This window comes from Actinoplanes sp. NPDC089786 (genome assembly GCF_040684855.1).
GTDB lineage: Bacteria > Actinomycetota > Actinomycetes > Mycobacteriales > Micromonosporaceae > Actinoplanes.
In genome coordinates this window covers 124,016-142,678 of record NZ_JBFBGU010000024.1, presented here as the reverse complement: position 1 = coordinate 142,678, position 18,663 = coordinate 124,016, and the positions used below count along the sequence as shown (strand labels likewise).

At 71.5% G+C, this 18,663-nt stretch carries 15 protein-coding genes; 4 read left to right on the top strand and 11 right to left on the bottom strand.

The genetic code is table 11. The features are described 5' to 3' along the window. Positions 1-571 (top strand): alpha-L-arabinofuranosidase C-terminal domain-containing protein (locus AB0O15_RS40515; RefSeq protein WP_364330862.1); only part of this gene is annotated, 571 nt, incomplete at its 5' end. A 570-nt stretch (positions 572-1,141) separates the two neighbouring features. On the opposite strand, the gene yjfF is transcribed toward AB0O15_RS40515, so the two are convergent. The 10 genes from yjfF to AB0O15_RS40465 all read right to left on the bottom strand — a co-directional run bounded on the left by yjfF (position 1,142) and on the right by AB0O15_RS40465 (position 11,506). After that, positions 1,142-2,122 carry a galactofuranose ABC transporter, permease protein YjfF gene (gene yjfF, locus AB0O15_RS40510; RefSeq protein ID WP_364330860.1) on the bottom strand — a complete coding sequence of 327 codons (981 nt, stop codon included), beginning with the start codon at positions 2,120-2,122 and terminating at the stop codon, positions 1,142-1,144. Then, positions 2,119-3,105: an ABC transporter permease gene (locus tag AB0O15_RS40505; protein ID WP_364330857.1), complete on the bottom strand. Its 987-nt coding sequence runs from the start codon at positions 3,103-3,105 to the stop codon at positions 2,119-2,121. The genes yjfF and AB0O15_RS40505 overlap by 4 nt, the downstream gene beginning before the upstream one ends. Further along, on the bottom strand, positions 3,102-4,628 hold the full coding sequence (locus AB0O15_RS40500; RefSeq protein WP_364330854.1) for a sugar ABC transporter ATP-binding protein: 1,527 nt from the start codon (positions 4,626-4,628) through the stop codon (positions 3,102-3,104). Before AB0O15_RS40500 ends, AB0O15_RS40505 begins: the two co-directional genes overlap by 4 nt. 2 nt (positions 4,629-4,630) lie before the next feature. Then, positions 4,631-5,623 carry an ABC transporter substrate-binding protein gene (locus AB0O15_RS40495; protein WP_364330851.1) on the bottom strand — a complete coding sequence of 331 codons (993 nt, stop codon included), beginning with the start codon at positions 5,621-5,623 and terminating at the stop codon, positions 4,631-4,633. A 419-nt stretch (positions 5,624-6,042) separates the two neighbouring features. After that, a complete protein-coding gene (locus tag AB0O15_RS40490; protein ID WP_364330848.1) occupies positions 6,043-6,672 on the bottom strand; it encodes a hypothetical protein in 630 nt (209 codons plus the stop codon). 23 nt (positions 6,673-6,695) lie between these two features. Then, the gene (locus AB0O15_RS40485; protein ID WP_364330846.1) at positions 6,696-7,715 is read right to left on the bottom strand and encodes a hypothetical protein; all 1,020 of its coding nucleotides are present in this window, start codon (positions 7,713-7,715) and stop codon (positions 6,696-6,698) included. Between the two features lie 65 nt (positions 7,716-7,780). Then, positions 7,781-8,341, bottom strand: coding sequence for an ATP/GTP-binding protein (locus AB0O15_RS40480; protein ID WP_364330843.1), 561 nt, complete (start codon positions 8,339-8,341; stop codon positions 7,781-7,783). A 16-nt stretch (positions 8,342-8,357) separates the two neighbouring features. After that, positions 8,358-8,720, bottom strand: a complete 363-nt coding sequence (locus AB0O15_RS40475; RefSeq protein ID WP_364330840.1) for a DUF742 domain-containing protein — start codon at positions 8,718-8,720, stop codon at positions 8,358-8,360. Between the two features lie 3 nt (positions 8,721-8,723). Further along, positions 8,724-9,146 (bottom strand): roadblock/LC7 domain-containing protein, encoded by a 423-nt coding sequence (locus tag AB0O15_RS40470; RefSeq protein WP_364330837.1) that lies wholly within the window; start codon positions 9,144-9,146, stop codon positions 8,724-8,726. Positions 9,147-9,163: 17 nt separating this feature from the next. Then, positions 9,164-11,506, bottom strand: coding sequence for a nitrate- and nitrite sensing domain-containing protein (locus AB0O15_RS40465; protein WP_364330834.1), 2,343 nt, complete (start codon positions 11,504-11,506; stop codon positions 9,164-9,166). A 385-nt stretch (positions 11,507-11,891) separates the two neighbouring features. Between AB0O15_RS40465 and AB0O15_RS40460 the strand changes: the two genes are divergently transcribed. The 3 genes from AB0O15_RS40460 (at position 11,892) to AB0O15_RS40450 (ending at position 15,813) form a co-directional block, all read left to right on the top strand. Then, a complete protein-coding gene (locus tag AB0O15_RS40460) occupies positions 11,892-13,787 on the top strand; it encodes an elongation factor G (RefSeq protein ID WP_364330831.1) in 1,896 nt (631 codons plus the stop codon). Positions 13,788-14,055: 268 nt separating this feature from the next. Further along, positions 14,056-14,952, top strand: coding sequence for a hypothetical protein (locus tag AB0O15_RS40455; RefSeq protein ID WP_364330828.1), 897 nt, complete (start codon positions 14,056-14,058; stop codon positions 14,950-14,952). Between the two features lie 81 nt (positions 14,953-15,033). After that, positions 15,034-15,813 (top strand): hypothetical protein, encoded by a 780-nt coding sequence (locus AB0O15_RS40450; RefSeq protein ID WP_364330825.1) that lies wholly within the window; start codon positions 15,034-15,036, stop codon positions 15,811-15,813. Here AB0O15_RS40450 and AB0O15_RS40445 read toward each other — a convergent pair. Then, on the bottom strand, positions 15,776-18,625 hold the full coding sequence (locus tag AB0O15_RS40445; RefSeq protein ID WP_364330822.1) for a tetratricopeptide repeat protein: 2,850 nt from the start codon (positions 18,623-18,625) through the stop codon (positions 15,776-15,778). The two genes, AB0O15_RS40450 and AB0O15_RS40445, sit on opposite strands and share 38 nt — an antisense overlap. Positions 18,626-18,663 lie beyond the last annotated feature (38 nt).

Below are 18,663 nucleotides of genomic sequence, written 5' to 3'. Positions count from 1 at the left end.
GAACTACGACCTGACGCTGACCGCGACCAAGACCGCCGGCAACGAGGGCTTCCTGGTCGCGTTCGGGCTCAAGGACGTCGACAACTGGTACTGGTGGAACCTCGGCGGCTGGAACAACACCCAGGGCGCGGTCGAGAAGGCCTCCGGCGGCGCCAAGGAGCAGCTCTTCACCCGCCCCGACAGCATCACGCCGGGTCGCGCCTACAACCTCAAGGCCGAGGTACGCGGTACGCGCGTCCGCCTCTTCGTCGACGGCCAACTCTGGGGCCAGTTCGCCGACGACCGCGTGACCGAACCCTTCGCGCAGGTCGTCACCCAGGAGGGCAGCACCCTGATCGTCAAGGTGGTGAACGCCCAGGACTCCCCCGCCACCACCGCCATCGACCTCAACGGCCGCAAGGTCGCCCCGCGCGCCACAATGACGGTGATCACCGGCGACCCCCAGGCCCAGAACACCGGCACCGCCCGCCCGATCGCTCCCGTGACAACCACCCTGACGGGCGTCGCGACCACCTTCACCCACACGTTCCCGCCGAACTCGGTCACGTTCCTCCGAATCCGCCAACGCTGACCCGCCACCCCGCGAAGCCACCGCCCGCGCGCGGTGCCAGCCGCGTCCCAAAGCCACCGCCCACGCGGCGCCAGCCGCGGCCCCGACCACCGCCCACGCGGCGCCAGCCGCGGAGAATGACCGCCGCCGGCCGCCGCCCGTGCCGACGTCAAGCCGCCACCCATCAGCCCCCATGGCCGACGAGACAGCGCCCGGTCATCACCACCGCGCACTTGCCCCACCGGCCGCTTTGCTCTGAGCGCGTATAGGCAACACTTCGATGCTGGCTGTATCCAGATACCACCGGTATCCGAGTGGTGCCTATACGCGCTCAGAGCAAAGCGCCGCCGAGGTACCCCACGACCAGCGCGAGAGGGGCACCCAGCGATAGGAGGCACCGACGTGCGGATCGACCGAACGAGTGCGGGCACCGACGTGCGGGCCAGCCCCACGAGGGCGGGCACAAGCGCGGCCCGGAAAGCCGCCCGGCAAGCCGCCGGAGAAACCGCCCAGCAAGCCGCCCAGCAAGCCGCCAGAGAAGCCGCCGGGGAAGCGGGCGGTGGGCCAAGGAAGATTGCAGGGGTCAGGGGGTCAGGGGGTTCGGCGGACGACGGTTCGTTGGAGGAGGACGAAGACGAAGAGCAGGGCGCCGATCACGATGCGGGTCCACCAGCTGCTCAGGTTGCCCTGGAAGGTGATGATTGTCTGGATCAGGCCCAGCACCGTGATGCCCAGGACGGTTCCGACGACGTAGCCGGCGCCGCCGGTCAGCAGGGTTCCGCCGATGACCACGGCGGCGATCGCGTCGAGTTCCATGCCGATGGCGTGCAGGGGGTCGCCGGAGCTCATGTAGAAGCTGAGCAGCAGGCCGCCGATCGACGAGCACAGGCCGCTGATCGTGTAGACCGCGATCCTGGTACGGCCGACGCCCAGGCCCATGAGCATGGCCGACGTCGGGTTGCCGCCGATGGCGTAGACCGTGCGGCCCAGGCGGGTCCAGGCCAGGACCACGGCGGCGATGATGACGACCAGGGCCGCGATCAGGACGCTCGGGGTGACGGTGAAGGAGCCCACGCCGATGCGGTGCTGGGCGGTGGTGCGCCAGAAGTCGGCGTTGATCGAGATCGAGGACGTGCTGATCACGTAGCAGAGGCCGCGGGCCAGGAACATGCCGGCCAGGGTGACGATGAACGGCTGGATCTCGAAGAAGTGGATCACGCAGCCCATGGCGAAGCCCAGGGCGGCGCCCATCAGCAGGACCGCGATCATGGCCAGCGGGGTGGGCCAGCCGTTGTTCAGCATGGTGGCGCAGACCATGGTGGTCAGGGCGACCACCGAGCCGACCGACAGGTCGATGCCACCGGTCAGGATCACGAACGTCATGCCGACCGCGACGACCAGCAGGAACGAGTTGTCGATGAAGATGTTCAGCAGGATCTGGGTGTTGTAGAAGTTCTCGTAGTTGGCGATGCCGATGGCGTACATGACGATCAGCAGGGCCAGGGTGCCGAGGATCGGGACGTACTTGCGGATCGCCAGCGCCCGGCGCCGGGGGGCGAGGACTGCGGTCATGCGGGCACCGTCCTGAAGACGCGACGACGGAAGACGGGCGACTGGATCAGGCAGATCGCGATCACCACGACGGCCTTGAAGAGCTGGGTGGTCTGGGCCGGCACGCCGGTCGTGTAGATGGTCGTGTCGAGGGCCTGGATGAGCAGCGCGCCGACGACCGTGCCGGCGATGGAGAACCGGCCGCCGGCCAGGGACGTGCCGCCGATGACGACGGCGAGAATGGCGTTCAGCTCGATCAGGCTGCCGACCGCGTTGCCGTCCGCGCTGGACACGTTGGCCGTGGCCATCAGGCCGGCGATCCCGGCGGCGACGCCGGTGAACGCGTACACGCCCCAGATCAGGCGGCGCGAGTGGATGCCGGAGAGGCGGCTGGCGCGCGGGTTGCCGCCGACCGACTCGACCAGCAGGCCGAGGGCGGTACGCCGGGTGATCAACGCGACCAGGGCGACCACCACCGCCGCGATGATCACCGCGAACGGGAAGGTGAGCAGGTAGCCGGCGCCGATGAAGCGGTACGGCGGGGAGTTGACCGTGATGATCTGGCCCTCGGTGATCAGCTGGGCCAGCCCGCGCCCGGCGACCATCAGGATCAGCGTGGCGATGATCGGTTGCAGCCCGACGACCGAGACCAGGAAACCGTTCCAGAGGCCCAGGGCCAGAGCGAGCGCCAGCGCGGCCGCGCACGCCAGCAGGACTCCCGAGATGTCCGGCCGGTCGACGACGATCGAGCAGGCGAGCGCGCCCGCCACGGCCATCACCGACCCCACGGACAGGTCGATGCCCCCGGTGGCGATCACCAGCGTCATGCCCAGCGACACGAGAATCAGTGGCGCGCTGAGCCGGAGGATGTCGATCAGGCTCCCGTACAGCTGCCCGTTCCGGAGCTCGATCGAGAAGAAGTGTGGTGTGAAGATCAGGTTGCCGAGCAGCAGCACGATCAGCGCCGCGGACGGCCAGAAGAGCCGATGCCTCAAAAGTGTCACGAGCTGACCCCGGTGGCGATCGTGTTCATGATGGTGTTCGCGTCCACCTCGTCGGTGTTCTCGAGCTGGGCGACGACCTGCCGGTCGCGCAGGACGAGGATCTTGTGGCTGAGCCGGAGCACCTCCTCCAGCTCGGCGCTGATGAACAGCACACCGAGCCCGTCCCCGGCCAGACTGACGACCAGCCGCTGGATGTCGGCCTTGGCGCCGACGTCGATGCCCCGCGTGGGCTCGTCGAGGATGAGCAGCCGCGGCTCGGTGATCAGCCAACGGGCCAGCAGCACCTTCTGCTGGTTGCCGCCGGACAGGTTGCGCACCACGGACTGCGGGTCGGCCGGGCGGATGCTCAGCGCCTTGACGTACTTGTCGACCAGCTCGTCCTGTTGCCGCCGGGGCACCGGACGCGCCCAGCCGCGGTTGGCCTGAAGAGCAAGAATGATGTTCTCGCGTACGGTGAGCTCCTCGATCAGGCCCTCCGTGCGGCGGTTCTCGGACAGGTAGGCGATGTCCCGTTCCATCGCCGAGCGCGGGCCGCGCAACGTGACCGGCTGCCCGTCCACCCGCAGCTCGCCCGAGTCGGCCTTGTCCGCGCCGAAGAGCAGCCGGGCCAGCTCGCTGCGACCGGACCCGAGCAGCCCGGCCAGCCCGACCACCTCGCCGGCGTGGATGGTCAGGCTGAACGGCGCGATGGCGCCCGCGCGCCCGACCCGATCCGCCGCGAGGACCGGGGGCGACGCCTCGAGCGAGCGCAGGTCGGGCTTGGCCTGTTCCTCCAGGCTTTCCAGGACCGAGAGCTCCTTGCCGATCATCTTCTCGACCAGGTCGCGCTGGGACAGCTCGGTGGTCGGGAACTCGCCGACCAGCCGCCCGTTGCGCAGCACCGTGATGCGGTCCGAGATCTCGTACACCTGGTCGAGGAAGTGCGTCACGAAGACGATCGCCAGCCCCTGCTCGCGCAGGCCGCGGATCACCCGGAACAGCTGGGCCACCTCGCCGGCGTCCAGGCTGGACGTGGGCTCGTCGAGGATCAGCACCCGGGCCGAGATGTCCACCGCCCGCGCGATCGCGACCATCTGCTGCACCGCGATCGAGTGCCCGGCCAGGATCGAGCCGGGGTCGATGTCGATGCCGAGCGAACCCAGCAGCTCGGCCGCCTTCGCCCGCATGGCGCGGAACGAGATGAAGCCGAGCCGCCGGGGTTCGCGGCCGATGTAGATGTTCTCCGCCACCGACAGGTTGGGGCAGAGGTTGATCTCCTGGTAGACGGTGCTGACGCCGGCGTTCTGCGCCGCTTTCGGCCCGGAGAAGAGCACGGGTACGCCGTCCAGCTCGATCTCGCCGTCGTCGATGTCGTAGACACCGGTCAGGATCTTGATCAGCGTGGACTTGCCCGCGCCGTTCTCCCCCATCAGCGCGTGCACCTCGCCGGGGAGGAGGCGGAGGTCCACGCCGTCGAGCGCGATCACACCGGGGAATCGTTTGCCGATGCCGCGCATCTCGAGGATCGGCGTGGTCTCCGCCATCGTCAGTACTTCCGGTTGGGCAGGGCTTCCTTGGCCTGCGCCTGCGTGAAGGTGGTCTCCTCGGTCAGGATCCGCGGCTCGACCGTCTCGCCCGCTTTGACCTTCTTGACCAGGTCCATCAGCTGTGGGCCGAGCAGCGGGCTGCACTCCACGATGAAATTGATCTTGCCGTCGGCCAGGGCCTGCATGCCGTCCTTGACCGCGTCCACCGTGATGATCTTGATGTCGACGCCCGGCTTCTTGCCGGCCGCCTCGATCGCCTCGATCGCACCGAGGCCCATGTCGTCGTTGTGCGCGTACAGCACATCGATCTTGGGGTTGGCCTTGAGGAAGGCCTCCATCACCTCTTTGCCGTCGGCGCGGGTGAACTTGCCCGTCTGCGAGGCGATGATCTTGAACTTGGGGTCGGCCTTGATCTTCTCCTCGAAGCCGGACTTGCGGTCGTTGGCCGGCGCCGAGCCCGTGGTGCCTTCGAGCTGCACGATGTTGACCGGGTCGGGCTTGCCCTCGTACTCCTTGACCAGCCACTCGCCGGCCTTCTGACCCTCGACCACGAAGTCCGAGCCGATGAAGGTCTTGTAGAGCGTCTTGTCCTGGGAGTCGACGGCCCGGTCGGTCAGGATCACCGGGATGTTGGCCGCCTTGGCCTCCTGCAGGACGGCGTCCCAGCCGGTCTCCACCACCGGCGAGAAGGCGATCACGTCGACCTTCTGGGTGATGTAGGACCGGATCGCCTTGATCTGGTTCTCCTGCTTCTGCTGCGCGTCGGCGAACTTGAGGTCGATGCCGGCGGTGGCGGCCGACTCCTGGATCGACTTGGTGTTCGCGGTACGCCAGCCGCTCTCGGCACCGACCTGCGAGAAGCCCAGCGTGATCTTCCCGTCGTCGGTGCCGCTCGAGCCGCCCGACACCTCAGTGCCGTTGCCACAGCCGGCGGCCACGCCGGCGAGCAGCACGACGCCCGCGACAATTGCGGACATCCTACGCAGAATCATGATTCCTCCTGGCGAACTGGCAAAAGGGATTCCGAAGGGGTCCCGACGCAGCCACAAAAGCTCCCGGGACGTTGTGAACTCGAGTAAGAGGGGGTGATGAGTTTCGACAGTGTTAACGCTCTCATGCCGGTGCGTCAAGGCTGGATCACATGACGTGTCCCGATCTGTTATTCAGCCGGTCAGCCCGGTTGTTATCGTTCACAACTTGAACTCACCGCGAGTGATTGCGGTGGATCTCGAGCGAAAGCGTCCCCACGGCCGCCGGGCGCGGTCACCCAGACCGTCCGGCCCCGGGGCGGACGAGCATGTGGCGGCCGAGAGCCTCTGGCCGGTACACGCCGGCGCCGGCCGCGCGGAGCAGTTCCGCGTGACCGGCGCCTGCGGTGGTGCGGGCGAAGGGGTTGCGACCGGGTTGCCGGTCAGGCCAGGGTGTCCCGGCGGGCGCACTCGGCGATCCGGTCCGAGGCCACCCCGATGACCTGCCAGGCGCGGTCCAGCACGGCGATGACCTCGTCGGCCGTCCAGTCGGTGCGCTCGCGGAGCATCTCGTAGCCCATCTCGACGTGGTCGGCGTCGGCCACCACGTGCAGGGCGAAGTAGGCGTCGTCCGGGAACGGCACCAGGCCCGCCTCGCTCATCACCAGGCAGCCGACCTCGAGCGCCAGGTGGGCGATCGCGGCCTTGTGCACGCCGGGCAGCGAGGACAGCTGGTCGACGTACCAGGATCCGCAGGCCTCGATGATCGGGTCGAAGACCGTCGAGCCGTCGGCCGGGTGGCTGCGGTGCAGGATGATGTTGTGCCCGATCTCCTCCTGCTGGTGCAGCAGGGCGAGCGCGTGCAGGCCGTCGTCCGGCTCGTGCACGACCCGGGCGCTGATCATCCGCTGGTAGGCGTTCGACCAGGGCTGGAGGTAGGTGAGCGTGGCCTTCTTGGTCTCGACCGGGGTGTCCGGGTCGGTCAGCAGCGTGAGGAACGACGACTGCCGGTAGTCCTGCGCGCGTTCCTCCACGAAGAAGTTGACGCGTTCCACATCCTGAGCAGTGGGCATGGCGGGGGCCTTCCTTCCTTGGTTCAGTACACGGGGAACCGGAAGTAGGTGGTGATGTCGGCGCGGCGGCCGGCGGCGCGGAAGCTGACCAGCTCGAGCAGGCCGGTGCTGTCCGGCAGGGGCGTCGGCGTCAGCGCGGCGGCCAGCGCGCGGAACCGCCGGGGGTCGACGCCCTCGCGGAGGAGCAGCGTGCTGGTGCGGTCGACGGCCTGCCGGTCGGAGGTGGTCAGGGTGGGCAACCGCAGGTACGTGGTCGACTCGGCCGCGGACCGGCCGCCGGCGCGGAACGCGAGGCAGGTCAGGGCGGCGCGACCGGCCTTGGCGCGCTCGCCGGTCAACACCCGGTAGGCGGCGTCGGCCGCGGTGGCGTTGTGGTTCCCGGCCACGGCGGCGAGCCGGCTCACCTCGGCCAGACCGGCGTCGTGGTTGCGGTAGTAGATCTTGACCCGGGCGTCGCGTACGCCGCGCAGGTCGACCGCGAAGAACTCGACCTCCCGCTCGCCGCCGGCCGCCTCCACCCGCCGGCGGGCATCCGCCCAGGCTTCGGCCAGGCCGAGCCGGGCCATCGCCTCGCCGACCGCGGCCGGCCGCTGGGGCGCCGGCCACTCGTACAGCCCGTAGTAGGTCTTGAGCACCACCCGCGCCGGCGGGCGCCAGGCGATCGCGTGCCACACCGGCGCCGGGCCGAAGATGTCGGCGACGGAGCCGTCCGGCTCGTCGGGGAACGTCCAGGGGTCGCCAAGGCTGTCGAACAGGATCCGCAGCTCGGGGTGCCGGCCGGACCAGTTCACCGACAGCTCGGCCGGGAAGCCGTCATCGGACACATAGGACTGCCGGGCCGGCGTGGCGCCGATGACCTCCGAGCTCCACGCCGGAAGCAGCGAGCCGACCAGCTGGGTGCTCTGGGCCGCCGGGCTGTGCGGCACGTCGAGGACGCCGCACGCGGTGGCCCAGAGTCCACTGAGGAAGTTTCCGAATGACCGGCCGACCGCCGGGTAATTTTCCCAAGTTATTTCGGGAAATCCCAGTAGATCGATGGTCATGAAGATGATGCTATCCGCCGCCGACGATCTCGGCCAGTATTGATCCGATTACACTGAGCTGAAGATCAGACCTTCGCTTCGTCCGGCAGCCGGGACAGCGCGTGGCGTACGAGGCTCACCAGCGTCTCGCGCACCGACGCCCGGTCACGCGCGTCGACCCACAGCAGCGGCACCCCGGCCGCGAGATGGAGCGCCCCGCGGATCTCCTCCTCGGTGTACTGCCGCTCCCCGAAGAACATGTTGACACCCAGCACGAACGGGATCTTCCGCCGCTCGAAGTAGTCGATGGCGGCGAAGCTGGAGTCGAGCCGGCGGGTGTCGATCAGCACGATCGCCCCCACCGCGCCCTGCGCCAGTTCGTCCCACATGAACCAGAACCGGTCCTGACCGGGCGTGCCGAACAGGTAGAGCACCACCTCGTGGTTGATGGTGATCCGCCCGAAGTCGAGCGCCACCGTGGTGCTGTCCTTGTCGGTCAGGCCGGCCAGGTCGTCCACGCCGACACTGGCCTCGGTCAGCAACTCCTCGGTGGTCAGCGGTTCGATCTCGCTGATCGACCGGACCAGCGTGGTCTTGCCGGTGCCGAAGCCGCCGGCCACCACCACCTTCACCGATGTGCGTTTCACGTGTGCTGTCCTTCGGTCAGAGTCGTTGGAGGCCGTCGAGGAGCGTTTCGAGCAGGCCACGGTTGATGACGGTTTGCTGCGCGGGCGCGCCGATGGCCAGCAGGCCCTGCTCCAGCAGCACGTCGACCAGGATCTTGATGACGGTGAGGGGACGGTCGAGGTACGCGGCCACCTCGGCGATCGAGATCCAGTCGCCGCAGCTCAGGATGATCTGCCGGTACTGCGGCTCGAGCGCCGCCGGGTCGGACGGGTAGGCGATCACCTGCGTGGCCAGGTCGAGGCTGGTGTTGCGCGGGGTGGTCCGCCCACCGACCAGGACGTAGAGCGGGACCAGCTTGCCCAGCTCGTCGTCGTCGCCGGGCCATGAGCCGTAGGCCACCCGTCAGCCGCCCGCGTGCCCGTTGCCCGCCGCGGCCTTCGCTCTCGCCTCGGCGCCGAGGTACTGGCCGATCCGGGTGACCAGCCGGCCCATCTCGTACGCGATCGCGCCCATGTCCACGTCCTCGCCGCAGAGCACGGCCAGCCGCGCGTTCTCCCCCGCGGCCGCGATGAACAGGGTGTGGTCCTCGTACTCGATGACCACCTGGTGCACCGGCCCGCTCTTGAACCGGCGCCCGGTGCCCGCGGCCACGCTGTACAGCGAGGAGGCCGCGGCCGCCATCAGATCCGCCGCGTCCTGCGGCAGCGAGGTGGACCGCTGGATGATCAGCCCGTCGGTGGAGAGCACGGCCGCGTTCAGCACGCTGGGGAAGGCGGCCAGCTCGTCCAGCATCCACGTCAGATCGTTGTGCGACGTCGAGTCCATATCTTCCCTGTCTCGAGTTACCGGTAGTCGGCGCCGGGCGGCGGCGCCTGATCGGGTTCGGTGCCCGCGTCCTTGCCGGCCCGCCAGCCCTGCTGGTAGCGGGCGAAGCGCTCGCGAGCCTGGTCGGGGCTGCGGACCGGGGCGGCGGGCGGGGCGAAGGCGCCGGACGGCTCCTCCTCGCGCAGCATCGGGTTGATGTGCTCCTGCGGGCGGCGGACCGGAAGCGCGGGCCGCCCTTCGACCGCCACCGGCGGCGGGGCCGCGGGCTGTTGCGGGGCTTTCTCCTCGACCACGACCGGCGCCACCGGTGCCACCGGTGCCACCGGCGCTTTCACCGGCGGGCCGACATGGGCCCGGGACGTTTTCCGGGCCACGCCCACCGTGGCGTCGAGTTCCATCGTGGGCGTCTCCGAGTACTGGGCCAGCGCCCGGTCCGGCACCAGGACCACGGCCAGCACCCCGCCGTACGCCGAACTCCGCAGTTGAACCTGAAGACCGTCCCGGCGGGCCAGCTCGGCGACCACCCAGAGGCCGATCTGCGCGCCGTCCCGCAGCGCCGTCACGTCCGGCGTCGGCGCGGTGGCCAGCATCGTGTTGATCTGCTCGAGCCGCTCGGCCGACATGCCGACGCCGCCGTCCTCGATCTCGATGACCACGCCACGTTCCACCCGGGCGCTGCTGACCCACACCGGCGACTCCGGCGGCGAGAAGGCCAGCGCGTTGTCCAGCAGTTCGGCCAGCAGGTGGATGGTGCCCGAGGTGGACGTGCCGGCCACCGCCACGTCGGCCGTCTGCCGGATGCTGACCCGCTGGTACTGCTGGGTCTCGGCGATCGCGGCGAGCAGCACCCGGCGCATCGGCACCGGCTTCTGGAACCGGCGGCCGGTCTGCCCGCCGGCCAGGATGATCAGGTTCTCCAGGAACCGGCGGGTCTGCGTCATCTGGTGGTTGATGTCGAACAACGCGGCCAGCAACTGCTCGTCGCCGACCCGGTCCTGCAGGTCTTCGACCACCTTGAGGCCACGCTGGAGCGGGCGCTGCGGGCGCCGGGCGACACCCATCAACATCGCGGTGCCGGCGGCGCGGGCGTTCGCCTCGTCCACGGCCGCGCCGACCGCCGCGTGCAGCGACTTGTTGAGCACCTGGGCCAGCTGACCGATCTCGTCGCGGCCGTAGTCCTGGCTGAGCAGGTCGGTGTCGCGATCCACCCGCTGGCGCTGCCGGAGCTTGCTCATCATGGCCGGGAGCAGGTCGTCGACGACCGCCGCGGCGTCCCGGCCGAGCTGGCTCAGGCGTACCGAAAGGGCGCTGTTGACCAGGATCTGCGATTGCCGCACGGCCCACACGATCGCGATGGCGGCGATCAGCAGCGCGGCCACACTGCCGATGGACGCGAAGAGCAGCTGCCGGGTGCCGCTGGCCAGGTCGGCCGCGGACACCTCGTCAGCCTGGATGGTGGCCAGGTTGGTCAGGTCGCCGGAGACCTGGGTGCTGAGCCGTTCCCAGCCCGCCTCGTCCAGGGGCAGGCCACGCGGCGGCCGGTTGCTCCACGAGCCCGAGACGATCAAGGTGTTCTCGGCGGCGACCATGTCCCGCCAGTCCTCGCTGGCCAGGATGTCGCGGTAGACCTGCGCGGCCCGGGGCTCCAGGTGGGGCGCGATGGTGGCCAGCTCGTCGCGGTACGCCCCCACGAACGCGGTGAACTGAAGGTATTCGTTGCGGGTCAGGGCCTTGGACCCGAACGCGCCGGCGATGATCGATCCGCTGCGCGCCATCAGGTCACTGGCCCGGAACATCTCGGTCGCGGCGATGCCGCCGAGCGCGGCCTCCGAGCCGGACGAGACCCGCGCCTGCGTGTCGAACAGGCCGATCGCCGAATCGAGCAGTCCGTTGTAGAAGTCGTAGACCTGCGGCCGGGTCGCCGCCCCGGAGTCGATCGTGGTGCGCATGCCCGGCAGCCCGTCCAGGCCCTGGGACAGCGTCTCCCACTTGACCTTGATGCTGCCCGGCGCGTTGGCCAGAACCGGCTCAGCCTTGTCGCGGAGCTCGGTCAGCAGCTGGTCGGTCTGCCGGCGCTGGTCGATGAGCTGGCGCATCTCCTGCTGCCGGTGGGCGAGGTAGCCGATGCTCATCCGGCGCTCGCGTTGCAGGGCGGCCAGACCGGTGACCGCGGGGATGGACACCTGGCGGACGCCGACCGCCACCGCCCGCTCGTAGAAGCCGGTGAAGACCAGATAGCCGGAGGCCACGAGCCAGAGCACCAGGGCGGCGGCGCCCGGGATCAGAACCAGCCGGATGACCCGGCGCTTGATGGATTGCGGTGCGGCCGACTGTTGCTCGGCATCGGTTTGCGTAGTCACGTCTTCGTGATCGTCCTAGCCGCTCGGGGGGTGGTCCGATAATCAGAATCAGACCGGCGTCTATGCGGAGCCACCATACCGGTACGTGAGCCGAAGGACTACCGTCGTCTAAATACGACTTTGTCCGAACCGCGGGCGCGACCGCTAACGGACACCAAAACCCGGTCGCGGCGGTCCCAAGATCTGTCTACCCTGGTCAGGGCCAACGAGCGGAGAGGAGACCGCCATGTGTTCGCGCCATGAGCGGATCCTCGTGTCTGGCGTGCCCGGTCGGGCATAGCCGGCGTTACCTTCTGCCCAGTCGGGCATAGCCGGCGTTACCCCCTGCCCGGCCGGGGTGGACGAACCTGTCGTCGTTCACGTCACCCGGAAGGCTCAACCCATCATGCGTGTACGCAACATCGGCATCCTCGCGCACGTCGATGCCGGCAAGACCACCGTGACCGAACGCATCCTGTTCACCACCGGCGCCACCTACAAGCGCGGCGAGGTGCACGACGGGACGACGGTCACCGACTTCGACCCTCAGGAGCGTGAGCGTGGCATCACCATCTTCGCCGCCGCGGTCGGCTGCGACTGGGCCGGTCATCGGATCAACCTGATCGACACCCCGGGCCACGTCGACTTCTCGGCCGAGGTCGAGCGGTCGCTGCGCGTCCTGGACGGCGCGGTCGCCGTCTTCGACGGCGTCGCCGGGGTGGAGCCGCAGAGCGAGTCGGTGTGGCGGGCCGCCGATCGGTACGGCGTGCCGCGCCTCGCCTTCGTGAACAAGATGGACCGGGCCGGCGCCTCGCTGGAGGCGACCGTGGCCGCCATCCGTTCCCGGCTGGGCGTCACCCCGCTCGTCGTCCAGCAGCCGGTGTTCGACGGCGACGAGTTCGTCGGCGTCGTCGACCTGGTCGGCCTGCGGCGTCTCGTCTGGACGAACGGTGTCCTGCGGGTGACGCCGGCCGGCGCCTCCGAGGCTCGGCGCCGGCTGGAGGAAGCCGTGGCGGAACTGCACGCCGGCGCCCTGGAGGAGCTGGGCGACATGTCCGAGCCGACCCTGCGCGGGGCGCTGCGCGACCTGACCCTGTCGGGGAAGGCCGTGGTCGTGCTGTGCGGGGCGGCGTACCGGAACCGCGGCGTGGAGCCCTTGCTCGACGCGGTGGTGGACTACCTGCCCGCGCCCGGCGGCGACCCGTCGGGCGACCTGGCCGCGCTGGTGTTCAAGGTGCACGCGGCACGGACCGGGCGGCTGACCTACCTCCGGATCTACGACGGCACGCTGCGGAAGGGGGACGTCGTGTGGGACGCGGACGCCGGGCGTACCGAACGCGTCGCCCGCATCCTGCGCATCCAGGCCGACCGGCACACCGACCTGGACCAGGCGCGGGCCGGCGACATCGTCGCCGTGGCCGGGGTCAAGGCGGCCCGGACCGGCGCCACGCTGAGCACCCGGGACCGTCCGGTGCGGCTGGAGCCACCGGCGACGGCGTCGCCGCCGCTGGTCTCGGTGGCCATCGAGGCGCGGACCCGGGCCGAGTCGCAGAAGCTGACCGGCGCGCTGGCCGTGCTGGTCGAGGAGGATCCGTCGCTGACCGTGCGGGTCGACCGGGAGACCGGGCAGACCCTGCTCTCCGGGCAGGGCGAACTGCATCTGGAGGTGGCCGTGAAGAAGCTCGGCATCGGCGTGACCGTGGGCCGGCCGCAGGTGGCCTACCGCGAGACCGTGACGCGGGGCGTGACCGGGATGGTCTACCGGCACGTCAAGCAGGACGGCGGGGCGGGCCAGTTCGCGCACATCGTCCTCGACGTGTCGCCCTCGTCCGAGGGCTTCGCGTTCGCGTCGGCGGTGACCGGCGGGCGGGTGCCGGCCGAGTTCGTCCGCGCGGTCGAGGCCGGCTGCCGGGAGTCGCTCGCCGAGGGCCCGATCGGCGGTCATCCGGTGGCCGGGCTGCGGGTCGTGCTGCGCGACGGCGCCACCCACCCGAAGGACTCGTCCGAGCTCGCCTTCCGGGCGGCCGGCCGGTTCGGGCTGCGGCAGGCGCTGGCGGCGTGCGGGATGACGCTGCTGGAACCGGTCGCCGAGGTGACCGTGGACGCCCCGGCCGAGACGCTGGGCGCGGTCCTCGGCGATCTCGGCGCGCGCCACGGCCGGGTGACCGGGTCGACCTCGTCGTCGGTCCGGGCGGTCGTCCCGCTCGCGCGGCTCTTCGGGTACGCGACCACGTTGCGCAGCCGCACCCACGGCCGCGGGACGTTCACCAGCCGCCCGGCCGGCTACCGCCCGGCGACCTGACCACACCAGAATGCGGGGACGGCGATTCCGCCGTCCCCGCATTCCGACCAGCGGTGTTGCCTATATATATACGGGTCACTGCGGGCGGTCGGCCCCGCACCACCGGCCGGCCGCAACGGGCGCGGACGTCGGTGATCACGTTGTGCAGGTTGGCCAGCGTGCCGTGCCGGAAGCAGTAGTACGACGGGCCGGTGATGCCCCAGGTCGCGCCGCACGACGCCGCTGCCGCTGTGAGTGGCCGCGGCTCGACCACGTAGCCTGGCGCGTCGTGCGGGCCACCCTCTCCGTGTCGTTGCTCGCCGTCCTGCTGACGGCGGGCTGCTCCTCGGCGGCCGGTTCGCCCGCCCCGGCCCCGGTGAGCGCCACGTTCGCGGCACCCGGCGAGATCGACGGCCTGCCGGCCGGCGCGCCCCGAGACGACGCGACCGGCCTGGCCGCCAAGATCGGCCCGCCGTCGACGCCGTTCGCCGCCGCCTATCGCCAGGGTGCGGAGAGCATCGAGTTCGCCGCCGCGGCCGGACCGGTCACCGACCCGGCCGGGATGCTCGACGCCTACCTCACCAACGAGGTGAAGGGTCTGGCCGACTACGGACCGGTCGAGCCCGGCCGGTACGGCGGCGTGGCCCGCTGCGGCCGGGCCGCGACCACGACGCGATGCTGGTGGGCCGACCCGGGCAGCTTCGGCCGGGTGACCTTCACGGCCGACCGGCGCGACGACTTCGCCCGGCTCCGCGACCTGGTCCAGCGTGGTCCGCGGCACCCGCCGCTGGCCGGGCCGTCGCCCGCCCGCCGCGCCGCCACCAAGGACGAACTCGGCTCCCCGATCGACGTCCGCTGGGGGACGTCCTGGCTGTCGGTCAACATCGACGGCGGCTGGCTCTGCCAGGACTGCGCCGGCGACGGCGCCGACACCGAGGGCCGGCTGAGCCTGAGGAAGGTCAAGAAGCTCAAGGGGCTGATCGACGCGCGCCTGGCCCTGGAGACCGGCGCCCAGCAGGGCCACCGGCCCCCGCCCTGTCCCGGCGGCGTGACCACGGTGGCCACCTTCCGCACGGGCGACGTCAGCTGGTCCACCTGCGCCGGCGGCACCATCCCGCCGCAGACCATGGCGGTCCTGACCTTCCTGGCCGAGGAGACCCCGGTCCGGCTCCGGCTGCCCGGCTGACTGTCGGGTTTCCGCGACCCGGCATGACGCCACCCTGACACCCCCTCTGTTCCATCGAGTTCTCACATCGAAGGGACAGACATGTTTGTTGCCACGGTTCTGGTCGCGGGGTTGGTGGCCTCGCTCGGAGGGACGCCGGTGCGGGCGTCGGACACCAGTGTGTTCGGGCCGCAGCAGGTGAAGACGGCCATCGCCACCTGCGATTCCGGCGCCCGGTACGCGGGCGGCGGGATGATCAATTATGGATCGGCGGGCGGGGGCGGGGTGGCGATCACCGCGGTCGTGCCGGCCGAGGACCAGCAGTCGGTCAAGGTGATCGCGCGGGCGCCGGCCGGGATGGTGGGCTCCTGGTCGGTCACCGCGTACGTCATGTGTGAGAGCTCGGTGACGCCCTACCGCGAGACCGGGACCGGCGTGGGGACCGCCGAGGCCTCGTGCTCCGACACCACCCAGCTCTTCGGGCTCGGCTTCCGGATCGAGGGCGGGGTGCCCAGGTCGATCACGATCGACCAGGACCTGGAGACCGTGCGGGTGGCCGCCGACTCCTGGCTGGCCCAGGTCACCGCGTTCGCGTTGTGCCGTCCCTCCGGTGAGATGGATCGGGTACGCACGACGACGGCGTCCCACTCGTGGCCGATCGTCGCCCCGTTCTCGGAGAACGACCCGCAGAAGGCGGTCTACGGGGTGGGCGCCACGGTCACCGGGCCGCCCCGGGCCACGCTGGACGCGATCGTGCCCGGCCCGGACAACGGCACCACGTGGGCGCGGGGCACGCTGTTCGGCGTCGCCTCGAAGAAGGCCTTCGCCGACGAGGGCGGCACGGTCATGGTCGAGGCGGCGTTCGGCGGGACGTTCCACTGAAGCGGGACGATCCACTGAGCAGGGTCTCGTCGGGTGGGCGTACGCCGATCGACCGCATCGCAGCCACATAGCGGTCGAAGGCTCGCCGCGCCTCCCCGTGCCGCCCCGCCGCGACGAGACGGCGCACCAGCCCCCGGTGCGCCGTCTCGTCGTACGGATCGTGGTCGAGCAGCCGCAGCAGCAACCCGGCGGCGGCGTCGACGTTGTCCGTCACCTGCACCGACATCCGCAGCATCCGCAGCTGGGCGGCCCGCGCCTCCTCACGCAACCCGGCCGCCCAGGCCGCGTACGGCTCGTCCCCGAACGCCTCCTCGCCGGTGTGATGCCGGTCGATGGTGGCGAGCAGGGCCCGCGCCTCGGCCAGGTCGCCGGTGTCGACGAGGCGGCGGGCCTGCGCCACATAGGCCAGGAAGTCCTCCACGTCGACCCGGATCCGGGTCACGTCCAGCGCCACGCTCGCCGGGTCGGCCACCAGGGCCGGCCCGGCGTCGTCGAGCACGCCCCGCAGGATGGACAGCAGCACGGACAGCCGGTGGCCGGCCCCGGTGGCGCCCGGCCAGAGCAGCTCACACAGTTCGTCCCGCGGGATCGGCCGGCCCCGCCGCGCGACCAGGATCCGCAGCAGGTCACGGGCCTTCTTGGACTGCCAGCGCCTGGCCGGCATCGGCTCGCCGCGGACCAGCACCTCGAACCGCCCGAAGGCCCGCACCAGCACATCGGCCGACGGCTCCTCGGGCGCGACGACCGCACCGGCCTCGCGCAGCCGCTCGATCGCGACCAGCCGCCGCAGGCGCTCGCCGGGACCGCTGCCGGGCATCCGCCCCATGATCACGACCAGGCGCGCGGCCTCGACCACGGCGCCCGCCTCGGCCCAGATCCCGTGGCACTCCCGCAACGCTACCGACTGGTTGGTAACAAGCATGCCGCGCAGCTCGAGGGCGTCGGCGAGGGCGACCCGATCACCGTCGTCACGGGCGGCGGCGCAACGCTCGTCGGCCACCGCGGCCGCCCGCTCCTCATCGCCGGCCCGCAGCGCGAGCCACCCGTCGGCGAGCGTGCCGGGCGCGGCGATCGCGGCCGCCCGCTCCGGGTCGTCGTCGAGCAGCACCAGGGCCAGGCCGTTGCGGGCCGGCCCGAGCACGTGGTTGTTCCCGGCCTCGGTCGCGACCCGGATCGCCGCCTCGAAGGCCGCCCGCGCCTGCTCCCGCCAGCCCCGCCGGCGGTACACCTCGCCCAGCCCGAGCTGGGCGCCGGCCACCCGCCGCGACCCGGTCCGGTGATATCCGGCGATCGCGGTCTCGAAGCACCGCACCGCCTCGTCGAACCGTCCCAGCATGGCCAGCACGTCGCCCTCGTTGCAGGCGGCGATGGCCTGCAGGCTCGGCTGCCCGGCCACGGCGGCGTACCGGGCGCAGGTCCGGCCGGCGGCCAGCGCGGCCTCGAAGCGGGCGGCCCGGAGCAGCCGGAAGGTCTTGTTGATGAAGATCCGGGTGAGCAGGACGACGTCGCCGGCGCGCTCGGCCGCCGGCACCGCGATGCCGTAGTGCTCCTCGCTCGCGGCGTCGTCCCCGGTGGCGGCGAGGCACAACGCGGCACTGACGTGGGCCAGCGCCACCGCCGCGGGCTCGTCGGCGGCCAGCGCGATCGCCCGGCGGGCGGAGGCGAGAGCGGTCTCGGCCGACCCGGCCAGCAGGTGCGCGTTGGCGCTCCAGGCCGCCAGTTGCACGGCGTCCGGCCCCGAGGCGGGTTGACCGGCCGCGAAGGCGGTCAGCGCGGCCGTGGCGTCGCCACGCTGGTAGTGGATGCGCCCCAGGCGCCAGGCCAGGGCTGGGCTCGTCGCCGGCAGGCCGCTGGCCGCGTAGGCCCGCTCGGCCGCGCCCAGCGACGCCGCCGCCCGGTGCGCGTCCCCCAGCAACAACCACAGCTCGGGGGTACGCGGGGGCAGCGCCGCCACCAGCGAGGCCACCTCCTCGGCAGCGCCGGCGGCCAGCATCGAATCACCGTGCGTGGCGAGCACGCGGGCGCACGAGGACCGGTCACCGCCCCGGAGGTATTCCCGGGCCGCCGCCACCGGCGGCCCGTGCTGGTCGAAGAACACGGCCGCCTTGGCGCGCGGCGGCGACGAGGCCAGCACGGCGGCCACCACCGGCACCACGCGCAGGCACGGCGGCGGCCCACCGGGCACCGACGGCGGCGACCCGGCCGTGGTCAGCAGCCCGCTGCGGACCAGGTGTCGCAACGCCGACGACGGGTGGCCGAGCGACGCGCACAGGTCGGCGCCGACCGGCGCGAGGTCGCCGAGATGGGTCAGCAACCGCCGGGCCGGCTCCGGCAGCGACGGCAGGACCTCTTCGGCCAGGTACTCCGCGATCGCCCCGTCCGGCGACCCGAGCGGCTCCCCGTTCCCGGCCGCCAGCTGCACCAGCACCGGCCACCCGGCCGTGGCGGCGTGGATCCGGGCGGCGTCGGACGGCGGGACCAGCGCCGCCACCTGATCGACGGTCAGGGCCAGGGAGGCGGGCCCCACGTCGGCCCGCGGGCCGGGCCAGCGGGAGGCGAGCGCGACGTCGGCCGTACCCTCGACGATCTTGGAAACCGCGGCCACGGTCCCGGCCGGAAGCGGCGGCAGGTCGTCGAACACCACCTGGCTCGCCCCGCCCCGCGCCTCCTCCAGCACCACCCCGGCCAGCGCCGCGCACGGATCGCCGCCGCCGGTGGGCAGGCCTCGATGCCAGCGCGCGTCCGGGTGCGACCCACGCAGCGCCGTGGTCTTGCCGTACCCGGCGGCCGCGGCCACCACCGAAACCGCCACGACCACACACCAGCAGCCGGACCGGCCCGGCACAACGG

Coding starts and splice junctions, on each gene's coding strand:
- AB0O15_RS40450 (WP_364330825.1), top strand. CDS start 15,034: ATGTTTGTTGCCACGGTTCTGGTCGCGGGGTTGGTGGCCTCGCTCGGA.
- AB0O15_RS40460 (WP_364330831.1), top strand. CDS start 11,892: ATGCGTGTACGCAACATCGGCATCCTCGCGCACGTCGATGCCGGCAAG.
- yjfF (WP_364330860.1), bottom strand. CDS start 2,122: ATGACCGCAGTCCTCGCCCCCCGGCGCCGGGCGCTGGCGATCCGCAAG.
- AB0O15_RS40500 (WP_364330854.1), bottom strand. CDS start 4,628: ATGGCGGAGACCACGCCGATCCTCGAGATGCGCGGCATCGGCAAACGA.
- AB0O15_RS40470 (WP_364330837.1), bottom strand. CDS start 9,146: ATGGACTCGACGTCGCACAACGATCTGACGTGGATGCTGGACGAGCTG.
- AB0O15_RS40485 (WP_364330846.1), bottom strand. CDS start 7,715: ATGACCATCGATCTACTGGGATTTCCCGAAATAACTTGGGAAAATTAC.
- AB0O15_RS40495 (WP_364330851.1), bottom strand. CDS start 5,623: ATGATTCTGCGTAGGATGTCCGCAATTGTCGCGGGCGTCGTGCTGCTC.
- AB0O15_RS40490 (WP_364330848.1), bottom strand. CDS start 6,672: ATGCCCACTGCTCAGGATGTGGAACGCGTCAACTTCTTCGTGGAGGAA.